Origin of the sequence: Hyphomonas polymorpha PS728, assembly GCF_000685315.1 — a bacterium.
Taxonomy (GTDB): Bacteria; Pseudomonadota; Alphaproteobacteria; order Caulobacterales; family Hyphomonadaceae; genus Hyphomonas; species Hyphomonas polymorpha.
In genome coordinates this window covers 18,751-39,952 of sequence record NZ_ARYM01000016.1, presented here as the reverse complement: position 1 = coordinate 39,952, position 21,202 = coordinate 18,751, and the positions used below count along the sequence as shown (strand labels likewise).

The window sequence follows — 21,202 nt, the reverse complement described above, 5'->3', positions numbered from 1 at the left end:
ATGTGCAGGGGCGCTGCCGGGGCGGCGTTCTCGGGGCGCCGGACAATGTGATGGATCAGGCCGCGCTCTGGGTATCTGCCCAGCGCCGGCTGCTTGCATCCTATGTCAACGAAGCAGCTGGCGAACGAGCGGGAGGGCTGGCGGCGGCGCTGATCGCCGGCGACCGGAGCTTTCTGCGCACTGAAGACCAGAACGCCTTGCGAGATACGGGCCTCGCCCATCTTCTTGCCATTTCAGGCCTCCATCTCTCTATCGTCGGCGGGCTGACATTTTTCCTGATCCGGCGGTCATTGGTTCTCATAGAGCCGCTGGCCTTGCGAGTGCCCGTACAGAAAATAGCTGCGGTCGTCGCTCTGATTACCTGCGCCGCTTATCTCATCGTCTCAGGGGCAAGTGTATCGACCCAGCGTGCTTTCATCATGGCCGCGATTGTTTTTCTGGCGGTAATTTTTGATCGCGCCGCCATCAGTCTACGAACCTTTGCGATCGCGTTGATCGTCATCGTTCTGCTGCAGCCTGAAAGCGTGGTGACGCCAGGCTTTCAGATGTCCTTCGCAGCCACCGGTGGCCTCATCGCCACTTATGAGGTCTGGCGAAATCACCGCTCCAGCCGGGAGCGTGTTCTTGGGCCGATCGGCTTTGCCTGGGCTTCGATCATCATGACATCTGTCGTGTCGGACGCGGCAACCGCGCCGTTCTCCTTCTTTCACTTCGAGCGGCTTTCTCCGGTGGGGCTCTTTGCGAATTTTGCCATCACGCCGGTGGTAACCTTCGTCACCGCGCCGGCGGCCGCGCTTACAGTCATCCTGGCGCTGTTCGGGCAGGCCGAACTTGGGCTCCGGCTGCTGGGGCAATCGCTCGAGCTGGTGCTGAACATGACGCATTATTTTTACAATCTCTCGCCCGGTGTCATTCGCATGTCCGTTCCCATGCCGCCACTGGCGCTGGTTTTTCTGTCGCTGGCCCTGGGCGCCATGATGGCTTTCGCAGGCTGGGCACGTTTGCTTGGCGGGGCTGTCCTGCTGGCGCCGGCCATCTGGCTCTGGAGCACGGCACCAAAAGTGGTGCTTCATTGGTCAGCTTCAGGCGATGTGTTCATCGCAGATACACAAGGCATGGTCTCACGCCTCGAATTTGTCGATGGAGATGGCCTGCCGCCTCTCCGCTTCTCGGAAGCCCCCGACAGGGAAGAGTGTGGCCTGCAAGTGTGTGAGTACCCCTCGTTTTCAGGTCTGAGTATCACTACCCTCGGCCCCGTAGAGCAGAAAAAGAAAGCAGAAACGGAGCAGACCCCCGACACGCTCCGTATCCAGATATTAAGAGCGGGCGAAGCCAGCGCCGACCTTACTTTTACTTGGGGCGAGGCTAAAGACGCGGGTGGCATCACCGTCTATGCGCGAGACGAAGACCTTTACGTGGTCCAATTACAGAACTGCACCGAACGCCCATGGCGCCGGTGCAGTGAGAATGGCTCGGCGCAGCCTTCAGGCGGCGCCCGGGATTATTTCGAGAGGCTTATTCGTACCGCCGGATAAGGGCAACGAGACGGCCCTGCACCTCAACCCGGTCAGGCCCGAAGATGCGTGTTTCAAAAGCAGGGTTTGCCGCTTCAAGCGCCACAGACGCCCCCTTGCGGCGAAGGCGCTTCAAAGTCGCTTCCTCGCCATCGATCAGCGCCACGACGATGTCACCTGTCTGCGCGGTATTGGTACGCTTCAGGATAACGGTATCCCCGTTGAGGATGCCGGCCTGAATCATCGAATCGCCCTGAACCTCGAGCGCGAAATAATCGTCGCCTTCCGGAAGCCCGCCCGGGCTCGCCACCTGGCCATTGTCCTGCTGGATGGCAGAGATGGGCGACCCTGCCGCGATGCGGCCGACGAGCGGGATCATGCCAGCGATGCGGGGTGTTTCCACGCCCTGATTTGTGACCAGGGCCGGGCGGAAATCCCGCCGCTGACGCGCATTCGGCGGCGGAATGGCAGAATCGGGAAGCTTGAGCACTTCAAGCGCCCGCGCCCGGTTTGCCAGCCGGCGAATAAAGCCGCGTTCCTCCAGCGCCGTGATCAGCCGGTGGATGCCGGACTTGGAAGCCAGATCAAGCGCTTCCTTCATTTCATCAAAGGAGGGTGAAACCCCAGTTTCCTTGATGCGATCATTGATAAAGAGCAGCAGCTCTTTTTGCTTGGTTGTGAGCATGGAGCGGTTCCCGATGCGAATCTCTGTTCGCTTTTGTTCTACAAGCGTTCCCGGTTCGGGTCAATCTCAACAGGCGAGTTTCAGGCGCGTTACCTGCTCGGAACGCGAGGCGCCCTGTTTCATCAGCCACTCGCCGATGAGGAAACGCCGTGAACCGACCTTTCGCAGGCGGATGATGCTTTCCGGATCGGCAATGCCACTTTCGGAAACAAGGTGGCGGCCGGCCGGCAACATCGGTGCGAGTCGCTCGGTAGTGGTCAGATCAGTGACCATTCGCTTGAGGTCACGGTTGTTGACGCCGATCAGCGGCGAGGGGAGGCGCAGGGCCCGCTCCATTTCCTCTTCATCATGCGTCTCGATCAAGACATCCATACCCAAATCCGTTGCGCAATGATGCAGGTCTGCCGCCAGGCTATCGACCACCGCCGACATGATGATCAGGATACAGTCTGCGCCATGGGCGCGGGCTTCAATGATCTGTATGGGGTCGATCATGAAATCCTTGCGAAGCATAGGAATGCTGACCGCCGAGCGAATGGCTTCAAAGTCTGCGAGGTTTCCCCCAAAACTCGGCATATCTGTCAGCACAGAAAGGCAGGCGGCGCCCCCACGCTCATAATCCCGCGCAATTTCGACTGGATCAGCGCCTGGCAAAATATCTCCTGCCGAAGGGCTCTTGCGTTTGATCTCGCAGATCAGGGCATTCTGACCTGCGTCGGCGACTGATGACAGCGCCGCAGCGAACCCGCGAACGGGGGACGCAGCCTTGGCCGCCGCCTCAAGATCTGCCAGCGAACACGCCGCTTTCAGGGCGCGCACTTCATCATGCTTGTAATCAATGATGCGGTCGAGCGCAGTTTTCATGGCCTAGTCGCTCTCCCGGGATGTGCGCACAAGCTTGTCCAGAGTTTCGCGGGCCGCGCCGCTGTCAATGGCTTCGGCGGCGCGCGCAACGCCTGCGGGCAGATCGGGCACAAGACCGCTGACCAGAAGACCCGCCGCCGCGTTGAAAAGAACGATGTCGCGGAAGGGGCCTTCGCGTCCGTCGAGCAGGTCTCGGATGGCCGCTGCATTCTCTTCCGGCGCCCCGCCCTCAATCGCGGAGATCGGGTGGACCGGAAGACCGGCATCACAAGGCGTCAGCTGGAAGTGGCGGACGGACTCCGGGGTTACCTCGCACACCTCCGTTGGCCCTGAAATCGAAATTTCGTCGATGCCGGCGAGGCCATGGACAACCCATGCGCGGCGGGTGCCCAGCGCCTTGAGGGCTTCGGCCATCGGGGTAACCCACTGGCGATCATATACGCCGAGTACGGAATATTCCGCGCCCGCGGGATTGGACAGCGGACCCAGCAGGTTGAAAATAGTGCGGATACCGAGCTTCTGACGGATTGGCGCCACATGCCGCATGGCGGAATGGTAGCTGCGCGCAAAGAGAAAGCCGACGCGAGCCTGATCGAGACAGGCCCTGAAAGCCGTGTCGCTCAGCTCAAGTTGCAGACCAAGCGCTTCGAGCACATCGGCCGAGCCCGTTTTGGGGGGCACAGACCGGTTGCCATGCTTGGCGACACGGCCTCCGGAAGCGGCAATCACGATGGCGCTCGCGGTGGAGGTATTCAGAGATTTCCAGGGCAGGCCGCCAGTGCCGCAGGTATCCAGCAGCGGGCCGTCGACACTGACGCGCCGGGCGTGGCGCCGCATGATGCGGGCGCCCGCGGTAAGTTCATTGGCCGTCTCTCCGCGTACGGTCAGACCGGCAAGAAATGCGCCGACTTCTTCAGGTGCCGCCTCGCCGGAAAGCAGCGTATCGAAAGCGCCTTCCAGCATGCTCTCTTCAAGGGGAAGGCCCCGCGCGATTGCCTGGATGGCTGAATTGAGAGCGCTTTCGCTCACTGTTTCACCTGCTTGAGAAAGTTCTTGAGGAGGGCATGGCCATGCTCGGTCAGGATGCTCTCCGGATGGAACTGCACGCCGTAGATTGGCCGGGTCTTGTGATGGACGGCCATGATCTCTCCGTCGTCGGTATAAGCGTCGGCAATGAGGCTGTCTGGAAGGTCATCCGTCCGGATCGCCAGGGAATGGTACCGCACCACCCGATACCGCTCAGGCAATCCCTCGAAGAGACCGGTCTGATTGGTCGAGATTTCGGAAATCTTGCCATGGCGGATTTCGCGGGCGCTGATCACCGCGCCGCCGAATGCCTGACCAATGGCCTGGTGGCCGAGGCACACGCCAAGGATCGGCAGCGCGTCCGGCGCTGCTTTGAGCAGATCAAGACAGATGCCCGCTTCATTCGGCGTGCAGGGGCCAGGAGAAAGCAGCACGGCATCCGGCTTCAGGGCGAGCGCCTCTCCGACCGTCAGCTGATCATTCCGCACGACATGCGTATGGGCGCCGAGCTCCTCGAGATAATGCACGAGGTTCCAGGTGAAGCTGTCATAATTATCGATGACGAGGATCATTGGTCGTGCTCGTAGGCTGCGGCAAGTTCGGCAGCGCGCTTCAGGGCGCCGGATTTGTGGACGGTCTCGTCAAACTCATACTGCGCGTCGGAATCCAGCACCACACCGCCGCCCGCCTGGATGTGCAGCATGCCGTCTTTGAGCACCGCAGTGCGCAGAGCGATGCAGGTATCGAGATCCCCGTTCCAGCCGAAATAGCCCACCGCGCCGCCATAGATGCCGCGGCGATGAGTTTCGACCTCGTTGATGATCTGCATGGCACGGATCTTCGGCGCGCCGGAGACGGTGCCCGCCGGGAAGCCGGCGAACAGAGCATCCACGGCATCCAGACCGGGGCGCAGATTGCCTTCCACATGGCTGACGATGTGCATCACATGGCTGTAGCGTTCGACGATGAACTGCTCTGTCACTTCCACAGAGCCATAGGCCGCCACCCGGCCCACATCATTCCGGCCAAGGTCCAGCAGCATCAGGTGTTCGGCGCGTTCCTTGGGATCATTCAGCAGGTCTTCGGCCCGCAGGGCGTCTTCCGCCGGATTACCGCTGCGCGGCCGCGTGCCGGCGATGGGACGGATCGCGACACGGCCTTCCCGCAGGCGAACCAGAATTTCCGGGCTCGACCCAACCAGGCGGACATCGCCCAGATTGATATGGAACATGAAAGCAGACGGGTTCAGCCGCCGCAGGGCGCGGTAGAGGCTGATCGATTTCTGCCGGAACGTCGCCGAGAAACGCTGGCTTGGCACCACCTGAAAGATGTCGCCCGCCTTGATGTAATCCCGGCAGGTCTCGACGATTTCGAAATAACGGTCCTTCGGCGTATCGGATACCAGCGACACCTGCTGCGCAACGCCGTCCTTCGGGGGCAGGGAGGGCAGGCTTTCCAGCCGCTCCTCAACCTCGTCCAGCAGGGCATTCACGGTTGTTTCATCGCTTCCGCCAATTCGGCCGATAAGCAGAAGCTCCTGATAGATGTGATCGAAGATGACCATCACCTGGGGAATCACGAGCAGGGCTTCAGGCACATCCAGTTGATCGGGCTTTGTGATCGAAACAGGTTCGACATGCTGGATCATGTCGTAACCAACATATCCAAAAGCGCCCGAGGCCATGGGGGGCAGGGCCTCTGAGGTTTCAGCCTGCGCGGCCTCTGCAAATGTCCGTAAGGCATCCACCGGCGCTTCGGCCAGTGTGCGCGCGTCCGCAAAATCTGCAGACTGGCTGGTCTGGGCCACGCCGTTCTTGATGCGGAACCAAACCTCCGGCTTCAGGCCAATGAAGGAATATCGCCCAAGCCGCTCGCCGCCGGCGATGGACTCGAACAGAAAGCTGCCCGGATCATCCGATCCAAGCTTCATCATGGCGCCAACCGGCGTTTCGATATCGCCGATGCGCCGCCTTACGATCAGGCGCGCTGTCATTGGGCTGCCGTGATCGTTCGCTTGTAGGCTGCGACCGCTGCCGCATTCTCCCGCACCTTCACGGCACGGCGGATCTCGTCATCCACCGCCGTTTCGAGGTCGGTTACCAGCGAATTGGTGACATCTGCAGAAGACGCCGCCCCCATGCTGGCCAGCACCTCAGCGCTCGGTGGCGTGACGCTCAACACCTTGAGAATCGCGAACATCGAGCCGCTTCCCGCCGGAAGGCTGATCACGCTTCCTGCGGGGTTGTTGAAAGTCGCCTGCATCAGAGGTCCGGGGATACCCATGGCCTGGGCGTTGGCGCGGGACACAGGTTCGGGCAGGCGATCAACCTCGGTTTCCGCCTGTGCCGCCGCCGCTTCCAGCGTCAGCGCGCCGCTGCGGATCCGGTCGGTGATGGCATCGACGGCAGCTTGCGCCGCATTAGCAGCCCGCTCAGCGACAATCATCGCGCGAACGCGGTCCTTGATCACTTCAAGCTCCGGGGTTGCGGCCGGAACGATGCGGCGCGGAGAAACGAGGACCACCGAACCGGATACGTCGAAACGGCTGCTGATTTCGTTCTCCGGCAGGCGGAAAGCCTGGGGAAGCGCTTCAGGGGCGTCAGCCAGCAGCGAAATTCCTTGGCCATCCTCTGTCATGCCGTTTTGATCAATCGGGGCAATGCTGAATACCGGCACCCCGATGTCCTCAGCGATTTGATGGAGATCATGTCCGGCAGACAGGGATTCATCCAGCGTATCCAGGGCCGCGGAGAACAGCAGTTGAGCGCGCTCGCGAGCGAGGCTGAGGCGGATTTCCTCGCCAACCTCTTCCAGCGGTTTGACGGCGCCGGGCTGAACAGAGATCAGCCGCGTTACCATCCACTGACCGTTCACTTCGCGCGGACCAAACATGGCGCCGCTCTGCTTGCCGGGTCCGAACATGGCGTCCCGCAGCGCGGCGTCGGACAGCTCTTCAGCTCTCGCAGTCCGCATCTGAATGGAATTGGCGCCGGTTACGCTATTGGGATCGGCGCCGCCGGCCAGAAGGCCGAAAGCGGTGCGCGCTGCATCGCGGCTCGGGAACATCAGCTCGGCATAGGTGCGCTGGTCCGGCGCCGCAAAGCGCTCCGACTTGGTCGCTTCATATACTGTGGCCACTTCCTGGTCGGTCACCTCGACCTTACCGGTAAAGTCATCGGTGGACATGCGCAGCACATCCAGCGCCCGCCGCTCGGGTTGTTTCAGGCGCTCGATATGTTCATCGTAATAAGCCTTGATATCGGCTTCGGTGGGCGCGGCAGGGGCAGGGGCCTTGGAGGCGTCATACAGGAACCAGGCCACCTCGCGCGCTTCGCCGAGATAATGGGCCTGAATGTTTGACAGGATGTCGGGCGCATAGACTGCTGAGCCGGCGGCCCGGCTGAGCGCACGGATAAGAATATCGTCCTGCAGTTGACGCTCGAACTGAGCAGGCGTCATGCCCAGCTGGGCAATGCGATCCCGGAAGATGGCGGCGTCCAGCTCCCCGGTAAGCGGGTTCTGGAACGCCGGAATGCTGTTCATCTCTTCCACCACCGCCTTGGGCGACGGGGAGATCCCAATGCTTTCACCATAGCCCAGACGCGTGATCCGGGCTTTCTCGACTTCCACGATCTGATCGATGAGGCCTTCTTCCAGGGCCTCAGACTTGCTCATCGGGCGTTCTGCTGTGGCGTTAATGTTCCGCAGAACCGTTTCGACGCGGAAATCCAGGTCCTCCGGCTCGAGACCGCGGGTGCCGGCGCTGACGATGTTCGCGCCAAGGCCACTGCGCACCTGGCTGAAGATCTGATCCACACCCCAGAGTGCCATACCGACAACGACAATCATCAGAACCAGCTTCCCCAACGGGGAACGGGTCAGCTTCTTCATAAGTGCGAGCATACGGCGCTTCTCTTATTTCTGGGGTTTGCCGGGTGGCTCACAGCTTGCTAGGCGACCGGTTTATGACTTGCAAGAGAGGGAAGGCCGCATGACACGCACGCTTATCGCCGGAAACTGGAAAATGAACGGCCTGGTGGGGAGTCTCACCGAGATCGAACGGGTGGCGGCCGCAGTTGCGCCGTCCCAGACAGGGCCTGAAATCCTGCTGTGCCTGCCGGCCACGCTGATTCATCCCGCTGCGGCGAAAGCAGAAGGCTCCGCGCTGAAAATTGGCGGGGAAACCTGCCATCCGAAGGAAAAGGGGGCTCACACCGGCGATATTTCCGCCGAAATGCTCAAGGATGCCGGCGCCACCTATGTCATTGTGGGCCATTCCGAACGCCGGGCTGACCATGGTGAAACAGACGCGGTTGTTGCATCCCAGGCGTCGGCTGCCCTTCGCGCCGGTATCACGCCGATCATCTGCGTGGGCGAAACTCTGGCGCAGCGAGATGCCGGAGATGTTCTGAATGTTATTTCCGAACAGATCGCCGGATCGATTCCTTCCGAAGGCGCTGCGGATACAATTGTTGTGGCATATGAGCCCGTCTGGGCCATCGGAACCGGGCGCGTGGCAAATTCAGAACAGATCGCCGAGGTTCACGGCTTCATCCGGGAGCTGCTGACAAAGCAGTTCGGCGAAGCGGGCAGAGGCACCCGTATCCTTTACGGCGGAAGCATGAACCCCGGAAATGCTGAGGAAATCCTCGGGGTTGCTGAGGTAAATGGCGGCCTTATCGGCGGCGCAAGCTTGAAGGCGGACGATTTCCTCGCCATCTACCGGCTGGCGGCGCAATAAGTCGTGTGGAACCGCTGACTTGGCGAACGGCCTGATCGGGGTTATGCGGGCGCCTTAAATTCAGGAAAGCTGGTCGGGCCCATGCAGAACGTCATTCTTGTTATCCACATTCTCGCCTGTCTGGCGATGATTGGTCTGGTTCTGGTCCAGAAATCTGAAGGCGGCGGCCTCGGGATCGGCGGCGGCGCCGGAAACGCGCTGATGTCGGGCCGGGGCGCTGCAGGCGCGCTGGTCCGCACCACCATGATCTTCGGTGCGATTTTCTTCGCGACGAGCCTGATCCTCACCTCGATCGCCAACCGTCAGGCTGACAACCGTTCGGGCATTGAGCGTATTCTGGACGAATCGAACCCGCAAACGGCGCCGCAACAGGGCCCGGTGGACCTCTTCGATCCGACGGCGCCTCTGCTGAATGATGCCGCGCCGGCTTCTCCGGACGTTGGAATCGCACCTGCGCCCCAGCCCGCGCCGGTAGACCCCACCGAAGAGGCCGCGCCGGTAACGGAATCTGTTCCGGAAAACGCCAATCCCCAGTAATTTTCCGCTAACGGCTGGTGGAGGTCGCGCACAAGGCGCGAATCATTTCATGAGTATAACCCCATGATCCGCTATATTTTCATCACTGGCGGCGTGGTGTCTTCGCTCGGAAAAGGCATTGCCTCCGCCTCCCTCGGCGCGCTGTTGCAGTCACGTGGCTACCGCGTGCGCCTGCGCAAACTTGACCCGTATCTCAATGTCGACCCCGGCACGATGAGCCCCCGCCAGCATGGCGAGGTCTATGTCACCGATGATGGCGCTGAGACAGATCTCGATCTCGGCCATTACGAACGCTTCACCGGCGTTTCGGCCCGCCAGTCTGACAACATCACGACGGGCCGGATCTATCAGCGCATCATCGAGAAAGAGCGCCGCGGCGACTATCTCGGCGCCACCATTCAGGTCATTCCGCACGTTACCAACGACATCAAGGAATTTGTCCTGTCCGATCCGGGGGAGGGCGTCGACTTCGTTCTCTGCGAGATTGGCGGCACGGTTGGCGATATTGAAGGGTTGCCCTTCTTCGAGGCGATCCGGCAGCTTGGCCAGGAGCTCGGCCCTCAGCGCGCCTGCTTCATCCACCTGACGCTGCTGCCCTACATTCCGGCTGCCGGCGAAATGAAAACCAAGCCGACACAGCACTCCGTCAAGGAACTGCGCTCCATCGGCATCCAGCCCCAGATTCTGCTGTGCCGCTGCGACCGTCCGATCCCCGTCAACGAAAAAGGCAAGATCGCCAGCTTCTGTAACGTCCGCCTCACCAGCGTGATCGAGGCGCGGGATGTTGGCCATATCTACGACGTGCCCATGGCGTATCACGCCGAAGGCCTCGATTCTGAGGTTCTTTCCCATTTCGGCATCACCGACGCGCCCAAGCCGGATCTTTCGTCCTGGGAGAAGATCGCCCAGACCATCCGCCATCCCGATGGTCATGTGACGATTGCCCTGGTCGGCAAATACACCGATGTGCCTGACGCTTATAAATCGGTGTCCGAAGCGCTCGGTCATGGCGGCCTCGCCAACAAGGTGAAGGTCGATATCCGCTTCGTCGATTCCGAAAAGTTCGATGATCCGAAAGCTTCCCTTGACGATCTGGAGGGTGTGCACGGCATCCTTCTGCCAGGTGGGTTCGGGGAACGGGGCGCGCACGGCAAGATGCGCGTTGCGCGCTATGCCCGCGAACACAAGCTGCCCTGCTTCGGCATCTGCTACGGCATGCAGCTTTCGGTCGTCGAAGCGGCCCGAACGCTTGCCGGCATCAAGGACGCCTCCACCAGCGAGTTCGGCCCCACCACAGAGCCCGTCGTGGGTCTGATGGGCGAATGGACCAGGGGCAACGAAAAGGTCACGCGCGACGCCAATACCGATCTTGGCGGCACCATGCGCCTCGGCGCCTATCCGGCCCGCCTCAAAGAAGGCAGCCTCGTCGCCCAGGTCTACGGCACGCTCGATATCTCCGAACGCCACCGCCACCGGTATGAGGTCAACACCGGCTATATCCCGGCGCTGGAAAAATCCGGCATGATCTTCTCGGGTATGTCGCCCGATGGCCGCCTTCCGGAGATTGTGGAGCTTAAAGATCACCCTTGGTTCATCGGCGTCCAGTTCCACCCGGAACTCAAGTCGCGCCCGTTCGAGCCCCATCCGCTGTTTGCAAGCTTTATTGGGGCTGCCGTCAAGCAATCCCGGCTCGTTTGAGGACAAGCCGGGCAGGGGGCATCAGATTGGCCGGGTCACCTGGAAGTGGCCGACATTGATTCGGCCGTCGCTGAACCCGGCTTCACAATAGCTGAGATAGAAGTTCCACAGGCGGCGGAACGGCTCGTCAAAGCCGAGCGTCCGGATATCATCCCAGCTGCCGTTGAACGCCCGCGCCCATTCCCGGCAGGTTCGCGCATAGTCCTGGCCGAAATATTTCACGCCGTCATGCCGCAGCCCGGCCTTTGCAAACTGCTGCTTCAGCACTTCCTCGCTGATCAGCATGCCACCGGGAAAAATGTGCTGCTGGATAAAGTCCACACGCTGACGATACCGGTCGAACAGTTTGTCATCGATGGTGATGATCTGCAGGGCGGCTCGCCCCCCTGACTTCAGACAGGAATACACCTGGGCAAAATAGCTTGGCCAGTAGGCTTCCCCCACCGCTTCAAACATCTCAATGGAGGCAATGCCGTCATATGTCCCCTTGTGATCGCGGTAATCTTCAAGGCGGATGTCCACACGGTCGCTGAGCCCCTCCCGCTGCATGCGTGCGGCCGCATAATCGCGCTGCGAAGGCGAGATCGTCAGGCAGGTCACCTTCGCCCCGCGCTGCTTGGCGGCATACTCGGCAAATCCGCCCCAGCCACATCCGATTTCAAGAATTTCGCTCGAAGGGCCAGCCTGGATGCGATCGCATATCTCGCGATACTTGTTCATCTGGCCCTGTTGCAGGGACTGGTTCGGGCTCTCGAAAAGAGCCGACGAGTACGTCATGCTCGGGTCCAGCCAGCGCTCGTAAAAGTCATTCCCCAGATCATAATGCGCAATGATGTTCTTGCGCGCGCCCTCGCGAGAGTTGCGGCGGGTGAAGGCGTGCCGGATCATGTTCATGGAGCGGACGATCCATCCGCCCCGCGCCAGCTTGCCGGCCGCTTCGAAGTTAGCCGAGAAAAACCGCAACACCGCAGTCAGATCCGGCGTGGACCAAAGCCCATCGATATAGGCGTCAGCAAAACCAACATCGCCGCCGGCCATGGCCTGCTTGATGAAGCCGTAATCATGCACTTCGATGACCGCGGAAGGGCCCTCTTCCGCATTCTGGAAAACCAGCGTGCGGCCATCGGGAAGCAGGAAACGCAACTCGCCACGCTCGGTGCGGAGCAGCAGCAGCGCGCCGATTCTGAACGATGCCGGTACGCCGCTGAGCGCGCGGATGGTGCTGGAGGATGCGATGATGGTTTGGGTCATACCGGCTCTCCGCTGTGGAGGGATGCTTTAACGGGAACGCTCGTCGCTATCGTCGCCATCCTACCGGGTGCCTCGGGTTTCCTGCGGTAGACGGCCCCCTTGATCCATATCTTCAGGGCCTGCCAGTGAATCCCAACTGTAACGCCGAAGGACGAAAAGGGTTGCACGAGGGCCAGCCGTATCAGGTTTGCGGTGGTGGCCGGCATCTCCACGGCGTTGATATTCGCCATATGGCTACGTGTGCCCTCGTTCCAGTTCTCGACGGTCACGCGCAGCTTTCCGTCCGGCGCCCGCAGCGTGAAGCGGTACCGGCCGGAAACGTCCATGAAGGGCGATACATGAAACGTTTTCTCGGCCTCATGCTCTGACCGGTCAGGGCCGGTTGCGGCCACATAGCAGTGGCACTCACCGAAAGTGTTGTTCACTTCATAGATGATGCCGCGCAGAGCCCCGTCCGGTCCGTATCCATACCAGAGCGACAAGGGTGCAAACTTGTAGAAGAGGTGGCGCGGAAACGTCACCAGCCGGATGGCGCCGCCATCCAGGCTCACGTCCGCCTTACCGAACATGCCTTCGGCCCACGGGCGCAGCGGCGCGCCTTTTGTCTTGTCTCCGTGGTCCTCCGGCCGGAAGGAAAATACCCCCGGCCGCCCCACGGAAAACAGGCGGGATTGCGCGCCGGCTTCGGCAAGCCTGTCTATATCGAGATCAATCAGAGCAATATCGTACGTGAAGCGCCGCTCGAAAGGGGCGTAGCGATGATGGACCGTCTTGCCGGTCCAAAGCCGGAGAGCAGGCGCGGTCAAGCAGATACCTCCGCCGCAATATGTACCACAGGAGGGCTGTGGGTAGGAGTCCAGGTTTCAAGACCGTCCGTCTGCCAGGAAACACGGCCCCCAAGAGACAGCGCAGCAGAAAGGCCCGATTTCAGCCCATCCTCATGAAATCCGCGCCCCATCCAGGCGCCGGCAAACCAGAGATTATCCTTGCCCTGAATGCGCTTGAGGCTGCGCACGGCCGCTTCGGCCGCAGCGTCAAACTGGGGATGATCGAACGTATAGTGAAGGAAGGTCAGCTCTTCCTTTGGCGGCATGGCAGGGTTCAGGGTTATGAACAATGGCCGCGAAGGGTCGAGCCCCTGAAGGCGGTTCATCCAGTAGGTCAGGCAGATATCTTCGCCTTCCTGCTTGAGGACGTTCCAACTCGCCCAGGCGCTGCGCCGCTTTGGCATCAGCGAGGGGTCCCGGTGCAGCCAGATACTGTTCGGGCGATAACGGATGGAGCGGAGCGCAAAGGCCTGATCCTCATAATCTGCCTGGATCATACGGAGAGATTGGTCGGAATGCGCAGCCAGGATGACCGCATCAAAAACCTCTGTATGCCCACTTTCCAGAACAACCGCTGTCCGGCCTCCGACAGGATATAGGCGGGAGACGCCCGTGCCCGTTCGGACACGCCCGCCCAATCCGTCTACGGCCTTCGTCACATAGCTCTGGCTGCCGCCCGTCACCGTGCGCCATTTCGGACGCTCTTTGTGCATCAACCGGTGATTGTCGAAGAACTGGAAAAAGCTCTGCGCGGGATAGTTCAGCATCTCGCGTTCCGGCGTAGACCAGATCGCCGCGCCCATCGGCAGGATATAATTGCGGCGGAATGCTTCGTCATAGCTGTGCCGGTCCAACCAGGCGCCCAGCGTGGTTTCGCGCACATTTCCCGCAGCCAGTTCTGCCCGTGCGGTATTGTTGAATTTCAGGATGGTCTGCCAGAAGCGGTGGAAGTCCGGATTGAGGATATTCCGCTTCTGCGCAAACAGGCCGGGCAGGGTAGAGGCCCATTCCCAGCCAACAGGATCAGACACAGCGAAGCTCATGTCCGACGCCTGTGTCTGCACGCCGAGCTCTTCGAAGAAGGCGATGAGGTTCGGATAATTCAGCGCGTTATAGACAATGAAACCAAGATCTACCGCCGTCTGATGACCGTCATAGTCGAACACATGCGTACTTGCATGGCCGCCGGCGCGCGCGTCCTTTTCGAACACGGTTACATCTGCCACATTCTTAAGCGCCCAGGCCGCCCCCAGGCCAGAAATGCCTGCCCCGATGATCGCTATCTTCTTCATTCTGCGGCTTGATCCTCTTTGAGGGCTTTATACGCGTCCAGCGCGCGTTGGCGGCCCACGGCATGGTCGATGATGGGTTTGGGATAGGTCGTGCCCAGCTTTACGTCGGCTTTGGACAGCGTCTGCGCGTCGGCCTCGAAAGGCGCGTGCAGATATTTATCTGGCAGGCGCGCCAATTCCGGGCACCAGCGGCGAACATAGTCACCGGCGCTGTCAAATTTCTGCCCCTGGCTGATCGGGTTGAATACGCGGAAATAGGGGGCAGCATCCGCGCCGCTGCCCGCCGTCCATTGCCAACTCGCCGGATTGGAGGCCGGGTCTGCATCCACCAGCGTATCCCAGAACCACTCCTCGCCCTTCTGCCAGGGCAGAAGCAGATGTTTGGTCAGCATGGAGGCGACAATCATCCGTACACGGTTGTGCATCCAGCCTGTATGCCAAAGTTCCCGCATCCCGGCATCCACGATGGGATAGCCTGTCCGGCCTCGGCTCCAGGCCGTGTAATCAGCATCGCTGCGGCGCCAGCCCATCCGGTTGAAATTGGCGTTATAGTTGTCCGTGGCGAGGCCGGGATTGTAGTAGAGCAGGGTGTAGGAAAACTCCCGCCAGACAATCTCGGACAGGAACACGCGGGCAGAATTTTCATCCACCCTTCCGGCCGCAAGGCGCGCCTGCACCGCCCGCCAGACCTGCGCCGGACCAATCTCGCCAAACCTCAGATGAGGCGAAAGGCGTGACGTGCCGTCCGGTTCTCCAGGTAGGTTACGGGTATCGGCATAGCGGCTGACGGGCCCATCGAGGAACGCCTCAAGGCGGTCCATGGCGCCGCGCTCTCCCGGTGTCCAGGCTTCGGCAAGCCCGCCAGACCAGTCCGGTTTTTCTGGGTGCAGCTTCCAGGAAGAAAGCGCTTCGCTATCGGCTGCTGCGGCCTTGATCTGTTTGGGGGCTGCGAGCGGAGCAGGGGCTTTGTAGCTCGCCTGCAATGCACGCCAGAAAGGCGTGAATACCTTGTACCAGCCACCGCTGCCGGTTTTCAGCTCCCAGGGCTCCATCAGCAGGCGGCCATTGAAGCTCTGGCATTCAATGCCCTTGTCCTTCAGCGCCTTCTTGATGGCGGCGTCGGTCTCCCGCTCGGGAAGACTATAGCGGCGGTTCCAGAATACGGCCTCCGCGCCGGTCTCCTGAATTAGCGTGGCAAGCACGCGCTCGGCTGGGCCCGCGCGCAGCACCAGCGATCCGCCAATCGCTTCCAGGGATGCAGCGAGTTCGGAAAGGCTCCGGTTCAGCCACCACCGGCTGGCGGCGCCCAGCGGGCGCGGCGCGCTGTCACCCATCTCCAGGATATAGAGGCAGATCAGCGGCCTGTCGCTGGCTACCGCCATGTCCAGGGCCGGGTTGTCCGTTAATCTCAGGTCTTCCCTGAACCATAGAATTGCGGGTGCGGGAGAAGGCATGAACTGACCGGTCTGGGCAAATATCTGGTAACGATGGTCTTACGCCTTGAATCGCAGACTGGATCACCAGATGACGGCCAGCGCTTTCGCTTACCCGGACGCGCCGTTATAGCCTGCTGCAGAGGCAATTTTGTTTTCACCGGAGGCCTGCGCTTCATGTCATCCCGACTCTCAGGGCTTCTGGATCAGGCCACCGGAAAGCGCGTCCTCTGCATTGGCGACGTGATGCTCGACCGGTTCATCTATGGCGCCGTTGAACGCATTTCCCCTGAAGCGCCCGTTCCGGTGCTGCGCTACAGCCGCGATGCCGCCATGCCCGGCGGGGCAGCAAACGTCGCCCGCAACCTTGCGTCTCTGGGCCTCGCCCCCGTATTGATCGGGGCACGCGGAGATGACGACGCCGGCAGGGAACTTCTGTCCAGATTTGTCCAGGATGTGTCCATTTCCGTCCATCTCGTGACCCTGGAAGGCCGCCCCACGACCCTCAAAAGCCGCTTTGTGGCCGGCGGACACCAGCTTTTGCGCGTCGATACGGAAAATGCCGCGCCCATCAGCGAAACGACAGAAACCGAACTGATAGGCATCGTCGCGGCTGAAGCCGAAGGCGCCGCCGCTATCCTCATTTCAGACTATGCCAAGGGACTGCTCACAGACCGGCTTCTGGCGGCAATCCTGCAGATTGCAGCAGATCATAAGATCCCCGTGATCGCAGACCCGAAGGGCAGGGACTTTGCCCGATACGGCGCTGTCGATATCCTCAAGCCCAACGCCTCCGAGCTTGCTGCCGCCACAGGTCTCAGCGTTAGCACAGACGAAGAAGCCAGCTGGGCGTTGCGCAGCGCTCTGGAAATCCTCCCGGCAAAGGCCGTGGTCGTCACCCGCGCCGCCAGAGGCATTTCCCTCATCGGTCCGGACCGCAAGGTTCATCACGAAGCCGGCCGCGCACGGGAAGTCTTCGACGTCTCCGGCGCGGGCGATACCAGCCTGGCGGCGCTGGCGGCCGCCATTGCCGGCGGTGGCACGCTGGAGGAGGCCGTCAGCATGGCCATCGCTGCCTCTGGTATTGCTGTTGGGAAGTCTGGAACTGCAACGGTCACTGCAGAAGAGGTCAAAGCGGCGCTGACGGATTTCGGCCCCGCCGGACGCGCCGGCGTGTTGCCGATCGATGCCATGATCGGCCAGGCCGAACGCTGGCGCGCTGCAGGCCTGCGAATCGGCTTCACCAACGGGTGTTTCGATATCCTGCATCCGGGCCATATCCGCGTCATTGAACAAGCCCGGTCCCATTGCGACCGGTTGATTATCGGATTGAACTCGGATGCCTCGGTGAAGCGCCTTAAAGGCCCCCAGCGCCCGATCAACACCGAACAGGCCCGCGCTGACGTGCTTGCCGCCCTCAGCGCGGTGGATGGGGTCACCATCTTCGATACCGATACGCCCCTGGAAGTCATCACGGCCCTGAAGCCGGATGTGCTGGTCAAGGGCGGTGACTATACGAAAGAAACGATCGTGGGCGCCGATATTGTGGAAGCGCGCGGCGGCGAAGTCGTCATTGTGCCCCTGGTGCCAGGCCACTCCACAACGGCAACCATCGCGCGCAGCACCAGCGGAACCTAGCTCGCAGCGGGCACCTTAGTTGGTTGCGTGCTTCTTGAGCTCGTAAGTGCCCGTTCCGGTCATCGTGAACCATTCCGGAATATCAGGGTGGCTCAAGGGAACATCGGAATCGTCGGGTATCAGGTTCTGTTCGGACACATAAGCAATGTAGTGGGTCCGGTCGTTCTCCGCGAAGAGATGGTAGAAAGGCTGGTCCTTGCGCGGGCGCACTTCCTCCGGGATCGACTCATACCACTCGTCGGTATTTGCAAACTGCGGATCGACATCAAAAATGACGCCCCGGAACGGAAACAGCTTGTGGCGCACCACCTGGCCGATCTGGAAACGCGCCTCGTGCCGGGAAATGGTATTGTAGAAATAGTTGGTATCGACCGGATCAACGAGCAAAAGCGGTTCTGCCTCCGCCGGCTGCCCCCGTTTACGGAAGATCTTTTTCAACCATGCGGTTCGGCCGCGTCTACTGGTCATTTTCATCTCCTGTGGTAGACATTGCCTCAAGTTTTCCATTCGGGCCACACCATGGCTGACAAAAAAGACAGGGGAGGGCCGCCCAAACGCGCGCAGGCCCGCCCCACCACCAGTCGCCCGCTATATGCTGCGGTCGATTTGGGCACCAATAATTGCCGCCTGCTGGTGGCAGAGCCGCGCGGGCAGACGTTTCGCGTGGTGGATTCGCATTCCCAGATCGCGCGTCTGGGCGAGGGGCTTCACGATACCGGCCGGCTTTCCGATGCTGCGATCGAACGCGCGCTGGACGCGCTGCATGTGATCCGGCGCAAATTGCGCCATCACGGGGTCGGGCGCGTCAGATGCATCGCCACCGAGGCATGCCGCAAAGCAGAGAATGGCGCTGAATTCATCCAGAGGGTGCATTCCGAAACGGGGCTCACGTTCAAGGTGATCGGCGCCAAGGAAGAGGCCCGGCTAGCCACGATCGGCTGCCATGACCTGCTGGTCGCCCCCGCCAAATCCGTGCTGGTGGTCGATATTGGCGGAGGCTCCACCGAGCTGTCGCTTCTGGATGCGGAAGCCACGCGGGGGCAGGGCCTCAAGGGAATGCTTAACCGCGCGCCGATCATCGACTGGACAAGTCTCAAGATGGGCGTCGTCACGATGAGCGACGCTTTCCGCGAGCATGAAGAGGCTGAAGCCTGGCCGCTGATGCTGGCCCGCGCGCGGGGGATTGTTGCCTCCTGGCCGGGGCTGGCGGCAGTCCAGGAACGCCTCGCCGCTGACGAAGGCTACCTTATCGGGACGTCGGGAACGGTAACCTGTCTTGCCGGTGTCCACCTGAAGCTGGATCGGTACCGGCGGGACAAGGTGGATGGCGCCTGGATGAGCCGGGCGGAGGGCAGTGCAACGATCGATATGTTGCGAGAACTTGGTGTCGCTGGCCGCGCCAGGCTGCCGACCATCGGGGAAGAACGGGCGCCGCTGATGCTGGCGGGCTGCTCGATCATGCAGGCCGTGTGGGAAGCTTTCGAAGGCACCCGCCTGCGCGTGGCCGACCGCGGCCTGCGGGAGGGACTTTTGCTGTCGATGATGTATGGTCAACCCAGAAACCGGAACCGCCGCCGCAAGGGGCGCCGCCCCAGCCTTCAGGAGACTCCAAATGAGTGATGACGACAGGCGGCGATGGAAGGGGCCGGGCCCGGAGAAGCAGGATTCCGGCCGCCGTGCCACCGAGCGCAAGGTGATTGCCCGGAACGCCCGCACGGAAAGCTCCAAGCGCTGGATCGAACGTCAGCTTCAGGACCCGTATGTGCGCAAGGCAAAGGACGAAGGCTATCGCTCGCGCGCGTCCTACAAGCTCCTGGAAATCGATGAGACCGCCAAGCTCCTGCGCAAGGGCCAGCGTGTGGTCGATCTGGGATGCGCGCCTGGGGGCTGGATTCAGGTGGCGCTGCAGAAAGGCGCGGTAGAGGTTGTGGGGATCGACCTATTGCCCCTGGTGCCGATTGAAGGTGCGCTGATCATCGAAGGTGACGTCAACAATCCTGAGGATGTCGAGAAAATGCTCGCCGGCCTTTCTGGGCCGCCGGATCTTGTATTGTCCGATATGGCCGCCAACACGACAGGCCACAAACAGACAGACCATCTGCGCACCGTCGCGCTTGTGGAAATGGCGGTGGCGTTTGCCATCGAACATCTCGCCGAAGGCGGCGCGTTCTGTGCGAAGGTGTTTCAGGGCGGCGCAACCAAAGATGTGCTTGACCAGTTGAAACAGCATTTCCGGACGGTGAAGCATATCAAGCCAGCCGCCAGCCGCGCTGGCAGCCCCGAAATCTATGTGGTTGCCAAGGGCTTCCGCAAATAACGGCAGATCCCCCCCTCAGTGCGGGGTGGGGAAATAGTCCGTAATCAGCGCATGATATACACGCTGCATCGCTGCGCGCCGCATGAGAATGGGCGAGCTGGACATATTCTGCAGCATACCAATGAATATCAGATCGTGCCGGGGATCGACCCAGAACCAGGTCCCGGTAGCGCCATCCCAGAAGAAGCTGCCTTCCGGTGCTCCAAGGCCCGATGCAATGGTGTCATCAACAACGCCCACACCAAACCCGTAACCGATGCCTGCGGACGGCCGGTAGAGCGGCAGCCTGGTATTGGCATCCACAAATGCCAGACCATTGGTCACCATCATTGAAACCGTCTCCGGCTTCAGCAGCCTGACGTCGCCCAGAGACCCACCATTGAGCAGCATGGCTGCAAAACGTTCGTAGTCGGCAATAGTCGAAACAAGTCCGTGTCCACCTGAATAACGCGCGACCTCTGCGGCCCGCAATGTTTGGATCGGGCCGGGCAGGGGTTGCATACCCGCCTCCGGTGTCCAGCTCGTCAGGATGGCCAGTCTCGAACTATCCGCCTCATCAACGGTAAACCCCGTATCCGCCATGTCGAGCGGCGCGAATATCCGTTCCTCCAGATATTGCTGGAGCGACTGGCCGGTAATCCGCTCAATGATGACGCCCTGAAGATCAGAAGCGATGGAATAGGACCACGCTTCGCCCGGCTGGTATTTCAGGGGGATGCGGGCAACTTTTTCCACGAGTTCATCGGAAGAGGCTGCGCTGTCGATCTGGTGGGTCAGAAACTGCTGCGAGACATAATCCGGCCGCCCATCGCCATAGCCGAACCCGGCGGTGTGCAGCAGAAGCTCCCGCATGGTCGGCACATGGTTTACCGGCCGTGTGCGGATGCTCCCGGCAGACAGTCCGTCAAACACCTCCAGCTTGCTCATTTCGGGCAGGAATTTCGTGATCGGATCGTCGAGGCTGAACTTGCCTTCTTCATGCAGCATCAGAAGGCCAACCGCCGTCACCGGCTTAGTCATCGAATAGATCCGATAAATCGTCCGGTCATCTACCGGGTCAGCAGTATCCAGTGTGCGCGTGCCATGAAAGCCGCTGGCGACCCGCTCACCATCCTTGATCAGAACATAGGACAGGCTGGCGACCTTATTTTGGCGGACCACCGCCGCCATCTCCTCGTCCAGCATCACCAGGATGGAGGGGGTAAAACTCTTGGCAGGGTCGGGAGCAGCCGCCTCGGTCTCCACTATTTCGGGAGTGTCGGCCAAATTGCCGGCGGGCTGTCCGCAAGCGGCGGCCAGGATCAGGACGCTGAAGGCGGCGGATTTTGCCCAGGCCAGCCGCTGCAACATCTCTTCCTTGTCCCACCCTGCGCCACCGA

At 61.1% G+C, this 21,202-nt stretch carries 19 protein-coding genes; 7 read left to right on the top strand and 12 right to left on the bottom strand.

All coding sequences use genetic code 11. The annotated features are described in order from the left end of the window. Positions 1-50 precede the first annotated feature (50 nt). Complete coding sequence (locus HPO_RS13660; protein WP_157532843.1) at positions 51-1,535, top strand: ComEC/Rec2 family competence protein; 1,485 nt, start codon at positions 51-53, stop codon at positions 1,533-1,535. On the opposite strand, the gene lexA is transcribed toward HPO_RS13660, so the two are convergent. The 6 genes from lexA to HPO_RS13630 form a co-directional block, all read right to left on the bottom strand. Continuing rightward, entirely contained in the window at positions 1,516-2,199 is a 684-nt protein-coding gene (gene lexA / locus HPO_RS13655) for a transcriptional repressor LexA (RefSeq protein ID WP_035599939.1), read from the bottom strand. The genes HPO_RS13660 and lexA overlap by 20 nt on opposite strands. A 66-nt stretch (positions 2,200-2,265) precedes the next feature. Then, a complete protein-coding gene (gene trpC, locus HPO_RS13650) occupies positions 2,266-3,063 on the bottom strand; it encodes an indole-3-glycerol phosphate synthase TrpC (RefSeq protein ID WP_035599937.1) in 798 nt (265 codons plus the stop codon). A 3-nt stretch (positions 3,064-3,066) separates the two neighbouring features. Further along, positions 3,067-4,092, bottom strand: coding sequence for an anthranilate phosphoribosyltransferase (trpD, locus tag HPO_RS13645; protein WP_035599936.1), 1,026 nt, complete (start codon positions 4,090-4,092; stop codon positions 3,067-3,069). Continuing rightward, on the bottom strand, positions 4,089-4,661 hold the full coding sequence (locus tag HPO_RS13640) for an anthranilate synthase component II (RefSeq protein WP_035599932.1): 573 nt from the start codon (positions 4,659-4,661) through the stop codon (positions 4,089-4,091). Before HPO_RS13640 ends, trpD begins: the two co-directional genes overlap by 4 nt. Further along, positions 4,658-6,082, bottom strand: coding sequence for an anthranilate synthase component I (gene trpE, locus HPO_RS13635; RefSeq protein ID WP_035599929.1), 1,425 nt, complete (start codon positions 6,080-6,082; stop codon positions 4,658-4,660). The genes HPO_RS13640 and trpE overlap by 4 nt, the downstream gene beginning before the upstream one ends. After that, complete coding sequence (locus tag HPO_RS13630; RefSeq protein WP_035599926.1) at positions 6,079-7,992, bottom strand: peptidylprolyl isomerase; 1,914 nt, start codon at positions 7,990-7,992, stop codon at positions 6,079-6,081. The genes trpE and HPO_RS13630 overlap by 4 nt, the downstream gene beginning before the upstream one ends. 88 nt (positions 7,993-8,080) lie before the next feature. On the opposite strand from HPO_RS13630, the gene tpiA reads away from it, so the two are divergent. The 3 genes from tpiA to HPO_RS13615 all read left to right on the top strand — a co-directional run bounded on the left by tpiA (position 8,081) and on the right by HPO_RS13615 (position 11,065). Continuing rightward, positions 8,081-8,830: a triose-phosphate isomerase gene (tpiA, locus tag HPO_RS13625; protein WP_035599924.1), complete on the top strand. Its 750-nt coding sequence runs from the start codon at positions 8,081-8,083 to the stop codon at positions 8,828-8,830. 81 nt (positions 8,831-8,911) lie between these two features. After that, the gene (gene secG / locus HPO_RS13620) at positions 8,912-9,367 is read left to right on the top strand and encodes a preprotein translocase subunit SecG (RefSeq protein ID WP_035599922.1); all 456 of its coding nucleotides are present in this window, start codon (positions 8,912-8,914) and stop codon (positions 9,365-9,367) included. A 63-nt stretch (positions 9,368-9,430) separates the two neighbouring features. Continuing rightward, positions 9,431-11,065, top strand: a complete 1,635-nt coding sequence (locus HPO_RS13615) for a CTP synthase (RefSeq protein WP_035599920.1) — start codon at positions 9,431-9,433, stop codon at positions 11,063-11,065. A 21-nt stretch (positions 11,066-11,086) separates the two neighbouring features. Here the strand turns inward: HPO_RS13615 and HPO_RS13610 are convergent, their stop codons facing one another. The 4 genes from HPO_RS13610 to HPO_RS13595 are packed head-to-tail and all read right to left on the bottom strand — an operon-like array spanning position 11,087 to position 15,889. Beyond that, on the bottom strand, positions 11,087-12,316 hold the full coding sequence (locus HPO_RS13610; RefSeq protein ID WP_035599918.1) for an SAM-dependent methyltransferase: 1,230 nt from the start codon (positions 12,314-12,316) through the stop codon (positions 11,087-11,089). Next, positions 12,313-13,122, bottom strand: coding sequence for a DUF1365 domain-containing protein (locus HPO_RS13605; RefSeq protein ID WP_051612626.1), 810 nt, complete (start codon positions 13,120-13,122; stop codon positions 12,313-12,315). The genes HPO_RS13610 and HPO_RS13605 overlap by 4 nt, the downstream gene beginning before the upstream one ends. Continuing rightward, a complete protein-coding gene (locus HPO_RS13600) occupies positions 13,119-14,435 on the bottom strand; it encodes an NAD(P)/FAD-dependent oxidoreductase (protein WP_035599917.1) in 1,317 nt (438 codons plus the stop codon). The genes HPO_RS13605 and HPO_RS13600 overlap by 4 nt, the downstream gene beginning before the upstream one ends. Continuing rightward, positions 14,432-15,889 carry a cryptochrome/photolyase family protein gene (locus tag HPO_RS13595; protein ID WP_035599915.1) on the bottom strand — a complete coding sequence of 486 codons (1,458 nt, stop codon included), beginning with the start codon at positions 15,887-15,889 and terminating at the stop codon, positions 14,432-14,434. Before HPO_RS13595 ends, HPO_RS13600 begins: the two co-directional genes overlap by 4 nt. 156 nt (positions 15,890-16,045) lie before the next feature. On the opposite strand from HPO_RS13595, the gene rfaE2 reads away from it, so the two are divergent. Next, positions 16,046-17,506 carry a D-glycero-beta-D-manno-heptose 1-phosphate adenylyltransferase gene (rfaE2, locus tag HPO_RS13590; protein WP_035599913.1) on the top strand — a complete coding sequence of 487 codons (1,461 nt, stop codon included), beginning with the start codon at positions 16,046-16,048 and terminating at the stop codon, positions 17,504-17,506. A gap of 15 nt (positions 17,507-17,521) precedes the next feature. On the opposite strand, the gene hspQ is transcribed toward rfaE2, so the two are convergent. Then, positions 17,522-17,974: a heat shock protein HspQ gene (gene hspQ, locus HPO_RS13585; RefSeq protein ID WP_084324326.1), complete on the bottom strand. Its 453-nt coding sequence runs from the start codon at positions 17,972-17,974 to the stop codon at positions 17,522-17,524. 51 nt (positions 17,975-18,025) lie between these two features. On the opposite strand from hspQ, the gene HPO_RS13580 reads away from it, so the two are divergent. Next, positions 18,026-19,126 (top strand): Ppx/GppA phosphatase family protein, encoded by a 1,101-nt coding sequence (locus HPO_RS13580; RefSeq protein WP_035599910.1) that lies wholly within the window; start codon positions 18,026-18,028, stop codon positions 19,124-19,126. Further along, entirely contained in the window at positions 19,119-19,823 is a 705-nt protein-coding gene (locus HPO_RS13575) for an RlmE family RNA methyltransferase (RefSeq protein ID WP_035599908.1), read from the top strand. The genes HPO_RS13580 and HPO_RS13575 overlap by 8 nt, the downstream gene beginning before the upstream one ends. Before the next feature lie 15 nt (positions 19,824-19,838). Here the strand turns inward: HPO_RS13575 and HPO_RS13570 are convergent, their stop codons facing one another. Further along, on the bottom strand, positions 19,839-21,173 hold the full coding sequence (locus HPO_RS13570) for a serine hydrolase domain-containing protein (protein ID WP_051612625.1): 1,335 nt from the start codon (positions 21,171-21,173) through the stop codon (positions 19,839-19,841). Between the last annotated feature and the right edge of the window lie 29 nt (positions 21,174-21,202).

Coding starts and splice junctions, on each gene's coding strand:
- rfaE2 (WP_035599913.1), top strand. CDS start 16,046: ATGTCATCCCGACTCTCAGGGCTTCTGGATCAGGCCACCGGAAAGCGC.
- tpiA (WP_035599924.1), top strand. CDS start 8,081: ATGACACGCACGCTTATCGCCGGAAACTGGAAAATGAACGGCCTGGTG.
- HPO_RS13600 (WP_035599917.1), bottom strand. CDS start 14,435: ATGAAGAAGATAGCGATCATCGGGGCAGGCATTTCTGGCCTGGGGGCG.
- HPO_RS13580 (WP_035599910.1), top strand. CDS start 18,026: ATGGCTGACAAAAAAGACAGGGGAGGGCCGCCCAAACGCGCGCAGGCC.
- lexA (WP_035599939.1), bottom strand. CDS start 2,199: ATGCTCACAACCAAGCAAAAAGAGCTGCTGCTCTTTATCAATGATCGC.
- hspQ (WP_084324326.1), bottom strand. CDS start 17,974: ATGACCAGTAGACGCGGCCGAACCGCATGGTTGAAAAAGATCTTCCGT.
- trpE (WP_035599929.1), bottom strand. CDS start 6,082: ATGACAGCGCGCCTGATCGTAAGGCGGCGCATCGGCGATATCGAAACG.
- HPO_RS13640 (WP_035599932.1), bottom strand. CDS start 4,661: ATGATCCTCGTCATCGATAATTATGACAGCTTCACCTGGAACCTCGTG.
- trpC (WP_035599937.1), bottom strand. CDS start 3,063: ATGAAAACTGCGCTCGACCGCATCATTGATTACAAGCATGATGAAGTG.
- HPO_RS13595 (WP_035599915.1), bottom strand. CDS start 15,889: ATGCCTTCTCCCGCACCCGCAATTCTATGGTTCAGGGAAGACCTGAGA.
- HPO_RS13610 (WP_035599918.1), bottom strand. CDS start 12,316: ATGACCCAAACCATCATCGCATCCTCCAGCACCATCCGCGCGCTCAGC.
- HPO_RS13630 (WP_035599926.1), bottom strand. CDS start 7,992: ATGCTCGCACTTATGAAGAAGCTGACCCGTTCCCCGTTGGGGAAGCTG.
- HPO_RS13660 (WP_157532843.1), top strand. CDS start 51: ATGGATCAGGCCGCGCTCTGGGTATCTGCCCAGCGCCGGCTGCTTGCA.
- HPO_RS13615 (WP_035599920.1), top strand. CDS start 9,431: ATGATCCGCTATATTTTCATCACTGGCGGCGTGGTGTCTTCGCTCGGA.
- HPO_RS13570 (WP_051612625.1), bottom strand. CDS start 21,173: ATGTTGCAGCGGCTGGCCTGGGCAAAATCCGCCGCCTTCAGCGTCCTG.
- HPO_RS13575 (WP_035599908.1), top strand. CDS start 19,119: ATGAGTGATGACGACAGGCGGCGATGGAAGGGGCCGGGCCCGGAGAAG.
- secG (WP_035599922.1), top strand. CDS start 8,912: ATGCAGAACGTCATTCTTGTTATCCACATTCTCGCCTGTCTGGCGATG.